This window comes from Mesorhizobium sp. P2_F7 (genome assembly GCF_056403695.1).
Genome location: NZ_JBFUFA010000005.1, coordinates 227,607 through 244,282, shown reverse-complemented (window position 1 = coordinate 244,282; position 16,676 = coordinate 227,607). Strand labels below are relative to the sequence as shown.

At 64.7% G+C, this 16,676-nt stretch carries 12 protein-coding genes and 2 tRNA genes; 7 read left to right on the top strand and 7 right to left on the bottom strand.

Annotated features, from left to right (window positions below; all coding sequences use genetic code 11):
• Window positions 1-122 precede the first annotated feature (122 nt).
• From AC1DZ8_RS19810 to AC1DZ8_RS19790, 5 genes are all read right to left on the bottom strand, one after another.
• A complete protein-coding gene (locus tag AC1DZ8_RS19810) occupies window positions 123-1,268 on the bottom strand; it encodes a slipin family protein (protein WP_477307331.1) in 1,146 nt (381 codons plus the stop codon).
• Window positions 1,269-1,631: 363 nt separating this feature from the next.
• Window positions 1,632-1,698, bottom strand: a tRNA-Lys gene (locus tag AC1DZ8_RS19805).
• Window position 1,699: 1 nt separating this feature from the next.
• Window positions 1,700-1,772 (bottom strand) — tRNA-OTHER (locus AC1DZ8_RS19800).
• Window positions 1,773-1,991: 219 nt separating this feature from the next.
• Complete coding sequence (locus AC1DZ8_RS19795) at window positions 1,992-2,540, bottom strand: histidine phosphatase family protein (protein ID WP_477280847.1); 549 nt, start codon at window positions 2,538-2,540, stop codon at window positions 1,992-1,994.
• Between the two features lie 102 nt (window positions 2,541-2,642).
• The gene (locus AC1DZ8_RS19790) at window positions 2,643-5,672 is read right to left on the bottom strand and encodes a caspase family protein (protein ID WP_477307329.1); all 3,030 of its coding nucleotides are present in this window, start codon (window positions 5,670-5,672) and stop codon (window positions 2,643-2,645) included.
• A gap of 98 nt (window positions 5,673-5,770) precedes the next feature.
• Here AC1DZ8_RS19790 and AC1DZ8_RS19785 point away from each other — a divergent pair, with 98 nt between their 5' ends.
• The 3 genes from AC1DZ8_RS19785 (at window position 5,771) to AC1DZ8_RS19775 (ending at window position 9,501) form a co-directional block, all read left to right on the top strand.
• On the top strand, window positions 5,771-6,721 hold the full coding sequence (locus AC1DZ8_RS19785) for an AEC family transporter (protein WP_477307327.1): 951 nt from the start codon (window positions 5,771-5,773) through the stop codon (window positions 6,719-6,721).
• Window positions 6,722-6,925: 204 nt separating this feature from the next.
• Window positions 6,926-8,383 (top strand): NAD-dependent succinate-semialdehyde dehydrogenase, encoded by a 1,458-nt coding sequence (locus tag AC1DZ8_RS19780; protein WP_477280853.1) that lies wholly within the window; start codon window positions 6,926-6,928, stop codon window positions 8,381-8,383.
• Between the two features lie 92 nt (window positions 8,384-8,475).
• Complete coding sequence (locus tag AC1DZ8_RS19775; RefSeq protein WP_477307488.1) at window positions 8,476-9,501, top strand: aldose epimerase family protein; 1,026 nt, start codon at window positions 8,476-8,478, stop codon at window positions 9,499-9,501.
• A 7-nt stretch (window positions 9,502-9,508) separates the two neighbouring features.
• On the opposite strand, the gene AC1DZ8_RS19770 is transcribed toward AC1DZ8_RS19775, so the two are convergent.
• On the bottom strand, window positions 9,509-10,429 hold the full coding sequence (locus AC1DZ8_RS19770) for a sugar kinase (protein WP_477307324.1): 921 nt from the start codon (window positions 10,427-10,429) through the stop codon (window positions 9,509-9,511).
• Window positions 10,430-10,591: 162 nt separating this feature from the next.
• On the opposite strand from AC1DZ8_RS19770, the gene AC1DZ8_RS19765 reads away from it, so the two are divergent.
• From AC1DZ8_RS19765 to AC1DZ8_RS19755, 3 genes are read left to right on the top strand one after another with little or no spacing between them, the layout of a single operon-like run.
• Window positions 10,592-11,041 carry a FixH family protein gene (locus tag AC1DZ8_RS19765; protein ID WP_477307322.1) on the top strand — a complete coding sequence of 150 codons (450 nt, stop codon included), beginning with the start codon at window positions 10,592-10,594 and terminating at the stop codon, window positions 11,039-11,041.
• Between the two features lie 7 nt (window positions 11,042-11,048).
• The gene (locus AC1DZ8_RS19760; RefSeq protein ID WP_477307320.1) at window positions 11,049-12,248 is read left to right on the top strand and encodes a cytochrome-c peroxidase; all 1,200 of its coding nucleotides are present in this window, start codon (window positions 11,049-11,051) and stop codon (window positions 12,246-12,248) included.
• 17 nt (window positions 12,249-12,265) lie between these two features.
• Window positions 12,266-12,436: a hypothetical protein gene (locus tag AC1DZ8_RS19755; RefSeq protein WP_477307318.1), complete on the top strand. Its 171-nt coding sequence runs from the start codon at window positions 12,266-12,268 to the stop codon at window positions 12,434-12,436.
• Here AC1DZ8_RS19755 and AC1DZ8_RS19750 read toward each other — a convergent pair.
• Entirely contained in the window at window positions 12,423-12,875 is a 453-nt protein-coding gene (locus tag AC1DZ8_RS19750) for an Lrp/AsnC family transcriptional regulator (protein WP_477307316.1), read from the bottom strand. The genes AC1DZ8_RS19755 and AC1DZ8_RS19750 overlap by 14 nt on opposite strands.
• Before the next feature lie 164 nt (window positions 12,876-13,039).
• On the opposite strand from AC1DZ8_RS19750, the gene putA reads away from it, so the two are divergent.
• On the top strand, window positions 13,040-16,648 hold the full coding sequence (gene putA / locus AC1DZ8_RS19745) for a bifunctional proline dehydrogenase/L-glutamate gamma-semialdehyde dehydrogenase PutA (protein WP_477307314.1): 3,609 nt from the start codon (window positions 13,040-13,042) through the stop codon (window positions 16,646-16,648).
• Window positions 16,649-16,676: the final 28 nt, after the last annotated feature.

The following is a 16,676-nucleotide window of genomic DNA, read 5'->3' as shown; positions in this document are numbered from 1 at the left end:
TAATTGGTTTTTCCCGGCAGGAAAAGGCCTGATGCGCCGGGCGCAGATGGGGAGGGGTCTCAGGAAACGCAAGAAGGGCCGCCGGCAGACCCGGCGGCCCCTCCATTTGACGTTGCGTCAGCTCAGCTCTCGCGGAGCTTGACGATGTCGTTGAGCAGTCCGCCCGTCCCGTTGTGGACGGTCAGCCGCTCGACCTTGCCGGCGATGGTTTCCAGAGCCTCGAGCTCCTTCAACCGCAGCATCACCGGGTTTTCGGCCATCACCCGGGCCGTGTTGAGCAGCGAACGCGTGGCGTTCGTCTCCTCGCGACGGCGGATGACGTTGGCCTCGGCCTGCTTTTCGGCCGAAACCACCTGGTTGAGGATTTCGCGCATCTCGCCCGGCAGGATCACATCCTTGAGGGCGATATCGCTGACCTCGACCCCGATCGCGGCCATGTCGGCACGGACCTTGGCAGCCGCTTCCTCATCGACCGTCACCTTCTTTTCAAGGATCTGGTCGAGCGTCAGCGCGCCAAGCGTCTTGCGGAAGGCGTACTGCAGGGCGCGGTAGAGGGCTTCGGAGAAGTCCTTCACCGTGCTCACCGCCTTGACCGGGTCGACGACCTGGTATTCGGCGGCGATGTTGACGCGGATCGTCACGCGATCCTTGGTCAGCACTTCCTGCCCGGCGACATCGAGCGACTGGCGCTTGAGGTCGACCACCTTCACCTGCACCATGCGCCCGACGTTCCAGAACGCATGCACCCCCGCAGCCAGCGTGCGCACCAGCACACCGTCGACGAACAGCAATCCGGCCTGACCGTCGACGACCGGGTGGACGGACATCAATTCCGTCTTCCGGGCCTGACCGAGCCGGCGCATGACCGCCGGATCGATGGCGAGATCGACTGCGGTGTCGACCGACGTCACCTTCCACGGTCCGGCATCCGTCCACAGCACCAGCTTGCGGTCCGGCGCCAGCACGGCATGCAGGTTGCCGTCACGCTCGATGACGGCGACATCCGTGCGCCCGGTGCGAACGACGGTGAGATGACGCGCGGCCACATCCGGGAGCTTGTCGAACAACGCCTTCTCGTAGGCCGAAACGAATTCCGGGTTCCTCAGATCGTGCCGCGACACTTCGAGGTTGCCGCGCCGATTGACGAGCGAATGCTCACCCGGCAGCAGGACAGCCTTGATCTCCCCCTTGTAGAGGGTGAGGGCACGTTCGTTTTCCTTTACGAGGACGCGCTCGCGTCCAAGAACCTTGTCGAGAATAGTCGTCATTGTCTTGCTCCTGTCGGGCATGGCCCCATGCGAGGCGTCACGTCATGCGTCGATCTTCCTTTTCGTTTCTCGTTTCACTTCGTCGTTCCCGGCACGAATGATCCGGGGACCGCTGGCATCAAATCGCGGCGGGCCTTCGGGAGCGGATCGCGGGGCAGCGAAGCGGGCGCCGGAGGCCGAAGCCTCCCTTGCCGGCGACACTGCGCCTTGATCGTCACCGCGGGCCTGGCCGCGAACCGATGGCGTCGGACCTCCGGTACAGCCTCTGCCCGTGGGCTTTGGCCGTCCGTCCAGTCCTCAGCATTCCGGTCCCCGGACCGTTTTCAGATAACACCACCCAAAGGTGTCGGCTTATCAGGCCGCTTGGAGAAGGATTCGAACCTTCGACAATCAGATTAAGGGTCTGATGCTCTACCAAACTGAGCTATCCGTGGCTGAATGAAGGGACTCGAACCCTTGACCTCCGGACCCAAATCCGGCGCTCTAACCTCTGAGCTACACCCAAAACCCCTACACCCCGAAGCGGCGCCGTATACAGGGCGGCAGAGCCGTCTGCACGAGCGGAGACGAAAGCTCCAACCGTTGTGCTCGCTTCGGTTTTCGTGACCGGGAGCGCGCCTATAGACCCTGCGACGGGTTGTCGCAAGCGGCATTGTGGCGGCGAATTTGCGGCTTCTTTCGGCGGTGGTATTTCGGCAACAGTGCGCGGGGCTGACTGGCTGCTCAGAAGGTGACGCGGCCGAGCACGCGCAGGCCGTCACCTTGCGGTTCCACCACCACCGCTTCGCCTTCGCGCGGCGATACGCCGGTCAGCGCTTGGATGTTTTCCAGATGGGTGACCATGACCAGATTGTCCGAGCCGGTATAGGCGCGGATTTCCTTCATCACCGCGTCGAGCTGCGCCGCCTTTTCGGTGGGATCGCTCTTCAGGAGGTCGAGGGGTGCAAAAAGCTCCGGTTCCGCTTCGAAGGCGATGCGGGCGGTGTCGAGGCAGCGGCAATAGCGGCTGGACAGCACGCGCTCCACGGGAGCGGAACGAGCGCCGAACAAGGCGCCAATCTTGTTTGCTTGCTGCTTGCCGCGTGCCGACAGATTGACCTGGGTGGCACAGTTACCGATGTCGAAATTGGCGGGGTCGGTGGTGCCGGTGACCAGCGCATGGCGAAGCAGCACAACACGGCCACCGTCGCGCAGCAACGCCCAGCCGGCGTCCGTCGCATGGGCAACGGCCGGAACGGCAAGCAGGAACAGCGCCAGCACAAATCGAATCATCTGTTTCCTCTAGGGAGCCAGAAATCGGCGCCCGCTATTCGCATATAGGGATCGGAAAGCCGGCACAAAGACAAGCGACAGGCTGACGGTAGGCCCGCAGCCTTACATTTTCGCCATCTGCTTCTTCACCAGATCGATCTTCTTGTCGGTCAGCGGGATGGCCATCGTGACGCCGCCTTCGGTATAGCCCTGCTTGGCATTTTCAAAGAAGGCGATTGCCTTTTGAAAATCGGCCTTGCCGCCGCCGCCATAGGTGCCGCGGTTCCAGTAGACGTCGCCGAGATTGTTCTGCTGGCCGGCCCATTGCAGCGGAAGGCTTTCGCGGGTGAACACTTTCAGCGTCGCCGTGAAGGCAGCCTCGGCCTCGTCGAGATATTTGCCGGTTCGTTCGAGATTGCCGAGATTGAGCAGGGTCGTACCGATGCCACTCTCGGCGTTCGCCCAGTCGACGGGGGCTGTTTCGGCGGTCAGCACTTCGAGCGCAGACCTGCGTGCGGCGATCGAATCGGCCAGGTCTTTGGCATCGCCGTTGTTGAGCCCGTGCCAGCTCAGCGCCGAGCCGAGGCCGGCCTGGCTTAGCGCCCATAGCCGCGGCACCGTCTCGCGCTTGTGCTCGCGCAAGGCGTCGCGAAAGGCCCCGACCGCCTGGTCGTAATAGTCCGGTTTATCGGAGAGCACGCCGAGCAGCATCAGCGTGTTGCCGAGATTGTAGTAGCAGTTTGCCCAGTCGAGGGGGAATTTCCGCCTGACATAGACCTGCCGCGCCGCCTGAAACGCGGCGACCGATTGTTCGAGCCTGGCCACATCCTGGGTGCGCTGGCCAAGCGTCTGGTAGATCGAGCCGAGATTGTTCTGCGCCGAGGCCCAGTCCATCGGAAAGCGCCGGCGGGTGAACACCGTCAGCGCATCGTCATAGGCGGCTGCCGCCTCTTCCAGCGCGCCGGTGCCGATCTCAAAGCGGGCGACGCCGCTCAGCGCATTGCCGAGGTTGAGCCGGGTGGTTGCCCAGGAGATCGGGAAGGTTTCGCGGGTTCGCACCTCGAGCGCGGCGCGAAAAGCAGCTGCGGCCGCGTCGATCTTGGCCTTGTCGTTCAGCTGGGTGCCTTGAGTGACCAACGTGTTGCCGAGATTGTTCTGGACCATTGCCCACTGCACCGGGGTCTTTTCGCGCGTGTATTCCTCCAGCGCCAGCCGGTAGGCGGCCTCGGCTTCCGCAAGACGCTCGCCGCCCGGTTCGCGCTCGGACAACGCGTAGAGCACGATGCCGAGATTCATCTGCGCCGAGGCCCAGTCCAATGGCAGCTTGTCGCGCGGGCGCTTCTCCAGCGTGGCGCGCATCGCCGCCACGGCCTCGTTCAAACGCTTCGGGTCGCTCTCGCGCTCGCCGATCTTCAACAGGACACTGCCGAGATTGCCTTGCGCGGCAGCCCAGTTGGTATCGTCCTTCTCGCGTTCGAACACGGCGAGCGAATCGCGAAAGATCTGTGCGGCTTCCTCGAGATGCGCGATGTCGGTCTCGCGCTCTCCAATGGTCCACAGCACGGCCGCCTTGTTGTTGCGGGTGATCGCCCAGTCGCGATTGTGTTCGCCATTGGGGATATAGCCGAGGATCACATCATAGGCCTTGAGGGAACGCTGCAGCGCATCGAGATCGCCGGTCGCGTCGCCATGGGCGCCAAGCGCCTCGGCCTCCTGGTTCTTGTAGTTCCAGCGCAGCTTCTCGTCCCATTTCTCGACCAGCGAGAATGCCTTGGCGTAGTCGGTGGCGGCGGATTTGTAGTCGAAGACCAGTGCCGAGGCATCGGCGCGTTTGGCATAGACGGCGGCGTCGGCGATGCGCCTCTTCCGCAGCAGATCCTCGGCCTCGTCAACCGCACTGCTGTTTTCCTCGACCCGGCCGACCGCGTCATCGAGGAATTTGCGCGCCGTCATCATGGCGCCCTGGCTGATGGCCTTGTCGGCCGATGCGACGAGGCGCGAGATTTCGGGGTCGTCGGTGCGCAGCGCCGCACGTTCGGCCAGCATCTTCTTCAGGCGCTCGGCCTGGCCGTCGAGCACCTTTTGCAGGTCGGTCGGGTCTTCGGGGATCTTTTCCGTGCCGAGCGCCTTGAGCACGCCGTAGAGTGCATCGAGCGGCACGCCGTCCCGCAGCGAGGCCAGTTCCACCTGCGCCCGCTTGGGGTCGGGCAGGTCGGAAATGGTCAACAGCAATTGCCGCCGCTCGCCGGTGATCAGCCCGTCATCGCCGGTCGGCTCCGGCGGCGCGACGCCGAAATAGAGCAGCCGGCGCAGGCTCTCATTGACCCAGGGGCGCTGCTTTGCCTTGGTGTCGAGATAGACCTCTTCGGTCACCATGCGCATGACCGAGCCGAATTCCGTACCCTTCATCGCGGTGAGATGGCGCAGCAGGGCGGCGGCGTAAGGGCTGTTTTCGCCGGCGGCGCCATCGAGCGCCGGGCGGCCCGGCTCCGCGGCAAAGCCGACGACCGTGCCGAGGCTGGCATCGTCCACCGAGGCGTTGCCGATCGCCTTGGCGCCACGCACCGGTTCCAGCCCGCCAGCGCCGATGGGCTCGGCGGATGCCGTCGGCGCACGGCGCACGACCGCGTCGGCCGGAAACGGATTGGTGCGGCAGGCGTCGAGCAGCACGATCGTCACCGGCACGGTCTTCTTCAATTCGTCCATGACGGCCGAAATCGGCACCAGCGCCTCACCGGCATTTTTCAGCGAGGAGACGTCGGCGTCGACCGGCACCAGATAGTTCTCGCCGCCGGCTTCGATGCCGTGGCCGGAATAATAGATGAAGGCGACGTCGGCGCCTTCGGCGTCCTCGGTGAACCGCTCCAGGTCGCGCTTCAGCTTGGCGGCATCGCGATCGGTGACGTTGCGGGCGTCGAAGCCGAGGTCGGTCAGCATCTTGGCCATGTCGCGGGCGTCATTGGCCGGATTGGCAAGGGCCGCGATATGGTCGTATTTCGACTGGCCGATGATCAGCGCCACGCCCTTGAGGCTTTTGGTCTCGGCGGCCTGAGCCGTAGATACGGCAAGGCAAAGTAGCACGGCGACGAAAGCCGTCAGCCGTCGGACAAGATTGCCTATCGAGATGCCGACAAAGGCCATTTGTCGTTTCATCCGCCCAATGATCCAAACCCTCTATAAGCCTGCCGGCCGACGATGATCAAATTCAGGCGCGATTGCGCCGCGAGCATGGCTCGCTTATCCCTCGGGAAATGTCCGCGCTTATCGAAACCGTCCTCTTTGTCTTCAGCCTTGTCGCGCTCGGCTACATCGCCGGGTGGACCGGCTATCTCCGGCCGGCGAGCGGCGAGGGCATATCGGAATTCGCCGTCAACGTGGCGATGCCGCTGCTGCTGTTCCAGACGATGGTGAAGTCCGATTTTCATGGCGTTGCGCCATGGTCGCTGTGGGGCGCTTACTTCGCGGCCGTCGCCATCACCTGGGCCGCCGGCCATCTGGTCACCACCCGTGTCTTCGGCAGGGATTCTCGTGCCGGCGTCGTCGGTGGGGTGTCGTCGGCGTTTTCAAATGTCGTGCTGCTCGGCATTCCCTTCATCCTCGGCATATTCGGAACGGAAGGCTTCGAGGTGCTGTCCCTGCTGGTCTCGGTGCATCTGCCGACCATGCTGATGGCCTCGATCGTGCTGTTCGAAGTGTTCGGCCGCGGCAGCGGCGAACCCGTGCATCCCTGGCGCGTTGTCCGTAGATTTCTCAGGCGGGTGTTCACAAATCCGCTGATCATCGGCATTCTGGCCGGGCTTGCATGGCGCATAACCGGTGCGCCGCTGCCTGACGTCGCCATGCGCCTGGTGGATGCGCTGGCCGCTACGGCGGGGCCGGTGGCGTTGTTCGCCATGGGGCTCAGCCTGCGCCGCTTCGGCATATCGGGCAATGTCAGGCCGGCGCTCGTGCTTTCGGCGCTGAAACTGTTCCTGATGCCGGCGCTGGTGCTGGTCTTCGTCTGGTTGCTCGGCCTGCCGCCCCTGACGGCTAAAGTAGCGGTGATGGTTGCTGCCATGCCATCCGGGGTCAATTCCTATCTGATCGCCGTGCAGTTCAACACGGGCCAGGCGCTGGCGTCGAACCAGATGACCATCGCCACGGCTTTGGCCGCTCTCACCACGACGTTCTGGCTGACGGTGGTGGTTCACGTCTTTGGATAGGCTAGGACTCGAAACTAGTTTACATGTGAATTTTCTCTGGTGTTTGGCTGGCCCAAAGCCTATATGCCATCTTGCAATTGCTTGCGGGGCTTGCCCTAGGTAAAGAGCAGTGGCTTTCAGCGTGCCGGGCATACACGCCATCGCGTACGCTCATCGAAGACATTCACAGACCGGCCCGTCAGTGCGCCGAACGGAGGCTAGACCATGCTTCAGAAAACCAGCCATTTCATGCGCCAGGCCAATCTCATCAATGGCGAATGGGTGCAGGCCGACAGCGGCCAGACCGTCGACGTCAACAACCCGGCCACGGGCTTGAAGATCGGCACCGTGCCGAAGTCGGGCAAGGCGGAAACCCGCCGTGCCATCGAAGCCGCCAGCGAAGCCTTCAAGAGCTGGCGCAAGACGACCGCGCTGGAGCGCTCGAAGCTCCTGCGCAAGCTGCATGACGCGATGATGGACAACCAGGACGTGCTGGCCGAACTGCTCACCATCGAGCAGGGCAAGTCGCTGGCCGAATCCAAGGGCGAGATCGGCTCGGCCGCAGCCTATATCATGTGGTTCGCCGAGGAAGGGCGCCGCACCTATGGCGATGTCGTGCCGTCGCCGTGGGGCGACCGCCGCATCCTGGTGACCAAGGAACCTGTCGGCGTCATCGCTGCGATTACGCCGTGGAATTTCCCGTCGTCGATGCTTGCCCGCAAGCTCGGCCCGGCGCTCGCCGCCGGCTGCACTGCGGTGGTCAAGCCGGCCTCACAGACGCCTTACTCCGGCCTTGCCTGGGGCGCGCTTGCCGAGGAAGTCGGCTTCCCCAAGGGCGTCGTCAACATCCTGACCGGCTCGGCCGCCGAAATCGGCGATGAGATCTGCGCCAACCCGCTGATATCGAAAATCACCTTCACCGGCTCGACCGAGATCGGCAAGCTTCTGATCCAGAAGTCGTCGGTCACCGTCAAGAAAGTGTCGATGGAACTCGGCGGCAACGCGCCGTTCCTGGTCTTCGACGACGCCGACCTCGATCGCGCCGTCGCCGGCGCCATCACGGCGAAGTACCGCAATTCCGGTCAGACCTGCGTTTGCACCAACCGCTTCCTGGTTCAGGCCGGCATTTACGACAAGTTTGTCGAGAAGCTGGTCGTCGCCAGCAATGGGCTGAAGGTCGGCTCCGGCCTCGAAGAGGGCGTGCAGCAGGGGCCGCTGATCGATGTGAAGGCGGTGGAGAAGGTCGAGGAATTCATCGCCGACGCCACGTCCAAGGGCGGCAAGGTCGTTGCCGGCGGCAAGCGCCACGCGCTTGGCGGCTCGTTCTTCCAGCCGACCGTCATCGCCAACGCCAAGCCTGACATGCGCTTCATGAAGGAAGAGATCTTTGGCCCGATCGCACCGGTGTTCAAGTTCGAGACCGAGGAAGAGGCCATCGCGCTCGCCAACGACACCGAGTTCGGCCTTGCCGCCTATTTCTACACGGGCGATCTCGGCCGCGCCTTCCGCGTCATGGAAGGCCTGAAATACGGCATGGTCGGCGTCAATGAAGGCCTGATCACCACGCCGGAAGCGCCGTTCGGCGGCGTCAAGGAATCGGGCCTCGGCAAGGAAGGCGGACATCAGGGCATCGAGGACTATCTCGACACCAAATATGTCTGCATCGGCGGCCTCGGCCTCTGAAGCATTGACGGACAGGGCAGGCCTCGAGCCTGCCCTTGCCAGACCACCGCCAGCCAGCCTAAGTCCATGGATCAACGAACCAACGTTTGGGCATAGCGATGAAGGACGGCGAGGTCTTCGGCACGACGCAGGCGGGCGAACCGGTGCGCCGTTTCACCATCCGCGGCGGCGGCATCAGCGCCAACATCATCGGGCTTGGCGCCATCATCCAGGATCTGCGGCTCGCCGGCCACGATGCGCCGCTGGTGCTGGGCTATGACCGCTTCGAGCCTTACGAGACAGACCGGGCCTTCTTCGGCGCGGTCGTCGGCCGCTACGCCAACCGCATCCGCGACGGCCGCTTCACCATTGCTGGCCAGCGCTACCAGACCGAGCGCAACTTCCTCGGCAAGCACACGCTGCATGGCGGTTCGCAGGGGTTTTTCCACCGGCCATGGGCGGTTTCGCTGCACGGCCGGGATTTTGTCACGCTGACGCTGCACGATCCCGACGGCACGATGGGCTTTCCCGGCGCGCTGGACGTCACCTGCACCTACCGGCTGAAGATCCCCGGCACGCTCTCCATGGAACTGACCGCCACTTGCGAGGAGCCGACGCTGTGCAATCTGGCGCAGCATTCCTATTTCAATCTCGACGATGGCGGCAGCAGTGACATCCTCGACCATCGGCTGATGCTGAATGCCGGCGCCTATACGCCGGTCGATGGCGAGATGATCCCGACCGGCGTGATCAAGCCTGTCGACGGCACACCTTTCGACTTCCGCCAGGCGCGGCCGCTGCGCATGGAAACGGAAGGCGAGCAACTCCCCTACGATGTCAATTTCTGCCTGGCGTCAGACCGTGGACCGCTTCACCAGGTGGCGTGGGCTCAAGGTGCCAATTCAGGCGTCGAGATGGAAGTCTGGACCACCGAGCCCGGCCTGCAGCTTTACACCGGCCAGTATGTCACCCCGACTTCGGGCGGGCTGGACGGGCGGCGCTACAAGGCGTTTTCCGGATTTTGTCTGGAAGCGCAGGCCTGGCCCGACGCGCCGAACCGGCCCTACTTCCCGCAGGCGACGCTGTGGCCGGGCCAGATCTATCACCAGGTCACGGAATATCGCTTCCGACTACCCTGAGGTTTCCTCAGCTGTTGAAAGCTGCCTTCAGAACTTCGAAAGGCGCCAGCGCGCCGCGCACCTGCACGACGGCGGCGGCAACGCGATGCGCGCGGTGCACGGCGTCCGCCGGCGCATGGCCGGCAAGCCGGGCGGCGAGATAGCCACCATTGAAGGAATCGCCGGCGCCGGTGGTGTCGACGGGGATAGCGACATGCTGGGCCGGAACCGGCTGCAGCGTCCCGCCAGTGGCGATCAGCGCCGGCTCCTCGCCATTCTTGACGACGACCTCGCCAACCAGCTTACCCAATCGCTCGGCGGTCACGCGCGGCGCCGTATCGCCAAACAGCATCTGCTCGTCGGGAAAGGTCGGCAGCGCGATGTCGGTGACGGCAAGCGCGCCGAGGATCGCGGCTTGCGCCTCCTCGCGGTTTTGCCACAGGCGCGGCCGGTAATTGGGGTCGAAGGCGACGAGCGAACCGGCGGCGCGCGCCTTGGCGATGGCTGCCAGCAGCGTCTTGCGCGCTGCGCCGTCCAGAATTGCCAAGGTGATTCCGGAAAAATACACAAGCGCTTGGTTTTCAAGGCTTTTTGCCAGGGCGAGCGGGTCCGAGGCAAGCCGCCTGGCCGCCGCATCGCTGCGCCAGTAGGTGAAGGCGCGTTCGGCGCCGGTCAAGGTGATAGCGTAGAGGCCGGGCCGCGCGCCGGGAATGACCGGGCTGGCGCCGATGCCGATGCCGTTTTCGGCGAAGAAGGAAATCTGGTTCTGCGAGAATGGATCGTCGCCGAAGGCAGAGACGTAAGTGGCGGGCCTCTCGCCGCTCAGCGCGTGCAGGGCCCACAGCGTGTTGAACGTGTCGCCGGCAAAGCCCATGCGCCAGTTCGGCCCGGCCTGGCCGGACAGTTCGAGCATGCATTCACCGATCGAAGCGACGCCGTCTGCTGCCATGGCTCTCCCTCATGCATAACCCGAAGACCCGGTGCTGTAGCTTTTTGCAATCGCCAACGCCATGCTTGGCGGCGGCGGATTTTTGCGCCAGAAGCGTTTTCCCACAGAAGCGGCGGGACGCGAATTGCTCCCTGAGACGTTATGGTTGGAAGAGGAACCGGTTTGGCATCGATATGGCGTTATCTTCTTGCGGGCCTTGGTCTGGCCGCCTTGCTGGCCGGCATACTGGCGATCGTCTATCTGACCGCGCCGCAGTCGGGGCAACCGCTCGGCCCGGACGTCTCGCAGACGAAGAAAACCGACAATGGGCTGTATGTGGCAAGCTTCGTGCCGGAACGGGGCGTGGTGCGGCAGGGCGAACTGGAATCCTGGCTGCTGACGCTGAAGACAAAGACAGGAGCTTCGGTGGAGCGGGCCGCGATCGCTATCTCGGGCGGCATGCCGCAACACAGTCACGGCCTGCCGACCAGCCCGCAGGTGACCGACTATCTGGGCGAGGGCCGTTACCGCATCGAGGGGCTGAAATTCACCATGAGTGGCTGGTGGCAATTTCGTTTCGCCATTTCGTCCGGCGCCGGCTCAGACACGGTTCTTTTCAACGTGGTGCTGTGAGCGGCCGATGAGACGGGTTGTACGCTTTCTGGCACTGGCGGCCGTTCTGCTCATCGCCGGTTGCGGCAAGCCGCAATTCTCCGACGCCGAGAAGAAGACCATCGCTTCGCTGGCCCTGAACGCCTTGCCGGCGCTGAAGCCCGACACCACCAACCGTTTCGCCGACGTGCCGGCCGCGGCAGCCCTGGGCTCCACTCTGTTCTTCGACCAGGGCATGAGCCATGACGGCACCGTGTCGTGCTCGACCTGCCATAAGATCGACCGGCAGTTCCAGGACGACCTGCCGCAGGCCGTCGGCGTCGGCCGCACCAACAGGCGCTCGATGCCGCTGGCCGGCGTGGCGCGCAATCCCTGGTTCTTCTGGGACGGACGGCGCGACAGCCTGTGGGCGCAGGCGCTGACGCCGCTGGAAAACCCGCTCGAACAGGCGGGAAACCGCGCCGCCTTCGCGCATTACATCCAGAAGCGGTTCGGCGCGCGCTACGAGCGCATCTTCGGGCCGCTGCCCGACCTTTCCGCCGTGCCGGCCAATGCCAGCCCGCTCGGCAACGAAGCCGAGCAGGCGGCGTGGAAGGCGATGAGCGCGGCCCAGATGAACGACGTCAACCGCGTTTTTTCCAACATCGGCAAGGCGATCGCGGCCTTCGAACGGTCGATCGAACCGGCGCAGACGCGCTTCGACCGCTTTGCCATCGACCTGGCGTCGGGCGCCAAGCCGAAAGCCGACGATGCGTTTTCGCCGGAGGAAATCCTTGGGTTGAAACTGTTCATCGGCAAGGCCAATTGCGTGACCTGCCATAACGGTCCGCGCTTCACCGACAACTCTTTCCACAATACTGGCGTGCCGCCGGTCAAGGATCTGCCGCTGGATCGCGGCCGCTTCGATGCGGTGGCTCAAGTCCAGGCCGATCCGTTCAATTGCTTCGGCGCCTTTCGCGATGGCGATACTAGTGCCTGCGGCGAACTGCGCTTCATGGTCAAGGACGCGCCCGAACTGATGCGCGCCTACAAGACACCGTCGCTGCGGGGCGCGGCGACGCGGCCGCCCTACATGCATGCCGGACAGTTCTCCTCGCTGGAGGAGGTGGTGGCGCATTATGCGAAGGCGGAGGCGGCCGTTGAAGGCACCTCCGAGGTGCACCCGCTGCAGCTGTCGGATCGCGAACGCGCTGCGCTGGTGGCGTTTTTGAAGACGCTGTCGGAGTGATAGGGTAAAAGACATCCATGAATCGAAAGACAATTCCCGTCGAAGATGCTGCCAGGGACTGGTTCAAGGACCCGGAATTTGCCGCTGAATTTGAGGCCCTGGAGTCTGAGTTTGCGACTGCCGAGGCGCTAATTGTTGCCGGCGATGAAATCGATCAGACCAGAAAGCCCTCCGCTACCGATCTTTAACCGTCTCCATCGCCACGAAGGTCGAGGTCTGGGCGACGTGGGGCAGGGCCGAGATGTGTTCGCCGAGCACGCGGCGGTAGGCGGCGATGTCGGTGGTGCGGACCTTCAGGAGATAGTCGAAGCTCGACGCCATCATATGGCACTGCTCGATCTCCGGCACCGCCTGCACCGCGCGGTTGAAGGCGTCGAGGGCGGCCGAGCGCGTGTCCGAAAGTTTGACCTGAACGAAGGCGACATGGCCTTCGCCCATGCGCTCGCGGTCGATGATCGCCTGGTAGCCCCTGATATAGCCGTCTTTCTCCAGGCGCTTCACCCGCGCCTGCACCGGCGTCTTCGACAGGCCGACCTTGCCCGCCAGTTCCGACATGGACAACCGCCCGTCGCGCGCCAGCGCCGAGAGGATGTTTTTGTCGATGCGGTCCAATTGGTCTTCAGTCACCGGTATTGCAGTCCATCTGACAAGAATTCGACCGCAAGCATAGATCAGTCGACCTGCCATGTCGATTTCTTTGGACCGGCTGAAAATACGGCTCTGTGCTAGCTTGCGCCATTCGGTCCGGCGACCGCCGGCCCGTTCCCTGATGCTCGCTCCGCAGGACCGCCATGCCGCTCGACACCATCCGCCAGCAGATCCGCGCCAACTACCTGCCCGACGAAGACGCGGCGGTGAAGAGGCTTGCCGAAGCAACCGGGCTTTCCACCAAAGACCGCGATGCGATCTCGGCTCGTGCCGCCGATCTGGTGCGGGCGGTGCGCGGCTCGTCCGACCCCCGGCTGATGGAGGTGTTTCTCTCGGCCTACGGCCTCTCCACCAAGGAAGGCGTGGCACTGATGTGCCTGGCCGAGGCGCTGCTGCGCGTGCCCGACACCGAGACCATGGACGACCTCATCGCCGACAAGATCGCGCCGCATGACTGGTCAGCGCATTCGGGCGGTTCGAGCTCGATCTTCGTCAACGCCTCGACCTGGGCGCTGATGCTGACCGGCCGCGTGCTCGACGAGGGCGAGGGCGGCATCGAAGGCACGCTGCGTTCGATGGTTCGGCGGCTCGGCGAGCCCGTCATCCGCAAGGCGGTCGCGGCCGCCATGCGCGAAATGGGCGAACAGTTCGTGCTCGGCCGCACCATTGCGGAGGCCGTCAAGCGCGGCAAGGCGATGATCCAGAAAGGCTATCTCTACTCCTTCGACATGCTGGGCGAAGCGGCCCGCACCGAGGCCGATGCGCTGCGCTATCTCAAGGCCTATGCCGACGCGATTTCCTCGCTCGATTCCGGTTCCAACGGCCCGGATATCCGGCAGAACCACGGCATCTCGGTCAAGCTGTCGGCGCTGCATCCGCGCTATGAAGAGGCGCAGAAGGAAAAGATGCTGCCCGTCATGGCTGAGCGGCTGCTGTCGCTGGCGCTGGCCGCACGCCATTCGCGCATGGGCCTCAACATCGACGCCGAGGAAGCCGACCGGCTGGATCTGTCGCTGGATGTCATCGAGCGCGTGCTGGCCGAGCCGGAGCTTGCCGGCTGGAACGGCTTTGGCGTCGTCGTCCAGGCCTATGGGCCACGCGCGGCCTTCACCATCGACTGGCTCTATGCGCTGGCGAAAAAGTACGACCGCAACATAATGGTGCGGCTGGTCAAGGGCGCTTATTGGGACACCGAGATCAAGCGGGCCCAGACGCTCGGGCTTTCCGGCTACCCCGTCTTCACCCGCAAGGCCAACACCGACGTTTCCTACATGGCGTGCGCCAAGAAGCTGCTGTCGATGACCGACCGCATCTACCCGCAATTCGCCACCCACAATGCCCACACCGTCGCCGCCATCCTGTCGATGGCTGATAACAGGGACGCCTTCGAGTTCCAGCGCCTGCACGGCATGGGCGAGGCGCTGCATGAGACGGTGCGCCAGAGCGAAGGCACGCGCTGCCGCATCTATGCGCCGGTCGGAGCGCACTCCGATCTGCTCGCCTATCTGGTCCGCCGCTTGCTGGAGAATGGCGCCAACTCCTCCTTCGTCCATCAACTCACCGACGAGGACGTCGAGCCGGAGGATATTGCGCGCGATCCGCTTGAGACCGTGGAAAGCCAAGGCCCCGCTGCCAATCCGGCAATCGCTCGCCCGGCGACAATCTTCGGCGTCGGTCGGCGTAATTCGAAGGGTTTCGACATCACCGATCCGGTGACGCTGGTGGCGATCGACAAGGCCAAGGCGGCCTTCGCCGGGCCCGAGCGCTGGCATGCCAAGCCCATCACGCGCGCTGCCGGCTACGGCAAGCAGCGCCCGGTGGTCAATCCGGCGAAGCCTGCCGAGATCGTCGGCACGGTCAGCGAAGCCGCGGCCAAGCAGGTCGCGACGGCCGTGCGTTTCGCGGTCGAAGCGCAGCCGGCCTGGGCAAAGCGCCCGGTCGCCGAGCGCGCCGCCATTCTCAACCGCGCTGCCGATCTCTATGAGGCCAATGCCGTCGAGTTCTTTGCGCTGGCAACCCGCGAGGCCGGCAAGTCGCTGGCCGACGGCGTGGCCGAAGTGCGCGAAGCCGTCGACTTTCTGCGCTATTACGCGGCCGAGGCCGCCAACAACGAAGCGGGCACCGAGGCGCGCGGCGCCATCGTCTGCATTTCGCCGTGGAATTTCCCGCTCGCCATCTTCACCGGCCAGATCGCGGCAGCACTGGTCACCGGCAATTCGGTCATCGCCAAGCCGGCCGAGCAGACGCCGCTGATCGCCTTCCGCGCCGTCGAACTGCTGCGCGAGGCCGGCGTGCCGGAAGATGTCATCCAGCTGCTGCCCGGCGACGGTCCGTCGGTCGGCGGACCGCTGACCGCCGATCCACGCATCGCCGGCGTCTGCTTCACCGGTTCGACCGAGGTCGCCAAGCTGATCGAGAAGCAGTTGGCCGAGACCGCGGCACCGGACGCGATGCTGATCGCCGAGACCGGTGGTCTCAACGCCATGATCGTCGATTCCACAGCACTCCCTGAACAGGCGGTGCGCGACATACTGGCGTCTGCCTTCCAGAGTGCCGGCCAGCGCTGCTCGGCGTTGCGCGTGCTCTATGTGCAGAAGGACGTCGAGAAGAAGATGCTGGAGATGCTGAAAGGCGCCATGGAGGCGCTCACCATCGGCGATCCCTGGCAGATTTCGACCGATGTCGGCCCGGTCATCGACGACGAGGCGCAAAGCTCGATCCGCGACTATTGCACCACGATGGGCCTGCAGGGCCGGCTGGTCGCCAAGCTCGAGGCGCCTGGGGATGGCCGCTTCGTTGCGCCACATGTGTTCCGCGTCAAAGGCATCGAGGAGATGGAGCGCGAGGTGTTCGGCCCGGTGCTGCATGTCGCCAGCTTCGATGCCGACGGGATCGACGCCGTCATCGCCGCCATCAACCGCAAGGGTTATGGTCTGACCTTCGGCCTGCACACCCGCATCGAAGGTCGTGTCCAGCATTTCGTCGACGGCATCCATGCCGGCAACATCTACGTCAACCGCAACCAGATCGGCGCCGTCGTCGGCTCGCAGCCCTTCGGCGGCGAGGGGCTTTCCGGCACCGGGCCGAAGGCCGGCGGGCCGCATTATCTCCGCCGGTTCCGCAAAGGACCGGAAGCCGGCACGGACGTCGGCGAGGGCCACGAGGTGACGGCGACCGAGCTTGCCGACAATCTGCCCGATCCGACGCTTGGCGGCTGGTCGACGCGTCCTGATCGTATTGCCATCCTGCGCAAGCATCTGCGCGGCAAGGGCGCGGCAGCCATCGGCGCTGCCGCCGCCATCGACTTCGGCCAGGTCGACCTGCCGGGACCGACCGGCGAAGCCAATACGCTGTCGCTGTCGCCGCGCGGCCGGGTGCTGTGCCTCGGGCCGGACGGCGACACGCTGCTGGCGCAGACGATCCAGGCGCTGGCGGCGGGCAACGCGGTGCTGGCGGTGGCGCCGGGGGCGCCGGCAGCCCTGTCGGCGCTGACCGGCAAGGGGCTGCCGCTGGCCGCCATCGACGGGCGGCCCGATCCGGTCGAGGCGCGCTCGCTGCGCGTCGACGTCGTCGCCTTTTCGGGCAAGCCGGACGCGGCGCGCATCGTGCGCAAGGTGATCGCCAACCGGACCGGGCCGATCGTGCCGCTGGTCAGCGAGGTGCTCAACCCGGCGGCCTATGCGCATGAACGCGCCGTCTGTGTCGACACCACGGCTGCCGGCGGCAATGCCAGCCTGCTCGCCGCAGCGTAGGGGACTTTTCGCGGCTCGCTTGCCTGCC

Coding starts and splice junctions, on each gene's coding strand:
- AC1DZ8_RS19810 (WP_477307331.1), bottom strand. CDS start 1,268: ATGACGACTATTCTCGACAAGGTTCTTGGACGCGAGCGCGTCCTCGTA.
- AC1DZ8_RS19795 (WP_477280847.1), bottom strand. CDS start 2,540: ATGATTCGATTTGTGCTGGCGCTGTTCCTGCTTGCCGTTCCGGCCGTT.
- AC1DZ8_RS19790 (WP_477307329.1), bottom strand. CDS start 5,672: ATGAAACGACAAATGGCCTTTGTCGGCATCTCGATAGGCAATCTTGTC.
- AC1DZ8_RS19785 (WP_477307327.1), top strand. CDS start 5,771: ATGTCCGCGCTTATCGAAACCGTCCTCTTTGTCTTCAGCCTTGTCGCG.
- AC1DZ8_RS19780 (WP_477280853.1), top strand. CDS start 6,926: ATGCTTCAGAAAACCAGCCATTTCATGCGCCAGGCCAATCTCATCAAT.
- AC1DZ8_RS19770 (WP_477307324.1), bottom strand. CDS start 10,429: ATGGCAGCAGACGGCGTCGCTTCGATCGGTGAATGCATGCTCGAACTG.
- AC1DZ8_RS19760 (WP_477307320.1), top strand. CDS start 11,049: ATGAGACGGGTTGTACGCTTTCTGGCACTGGCGGCCGTTCTGCTCATC.
- AC1DZ8_RS19755 (WP_477307318.1), top strand. CDS start 12,266: ATGAATCGAAAGACAATTCCCGTCGAAGATGCTGCCAGGGACTGGTTC.
- putA (WP_477307314.1), top strand. CDS start 13,040: ATGCCGCTCGACACCATCCGCCAGCAGATCCGCGCCAACTACCTGCCC.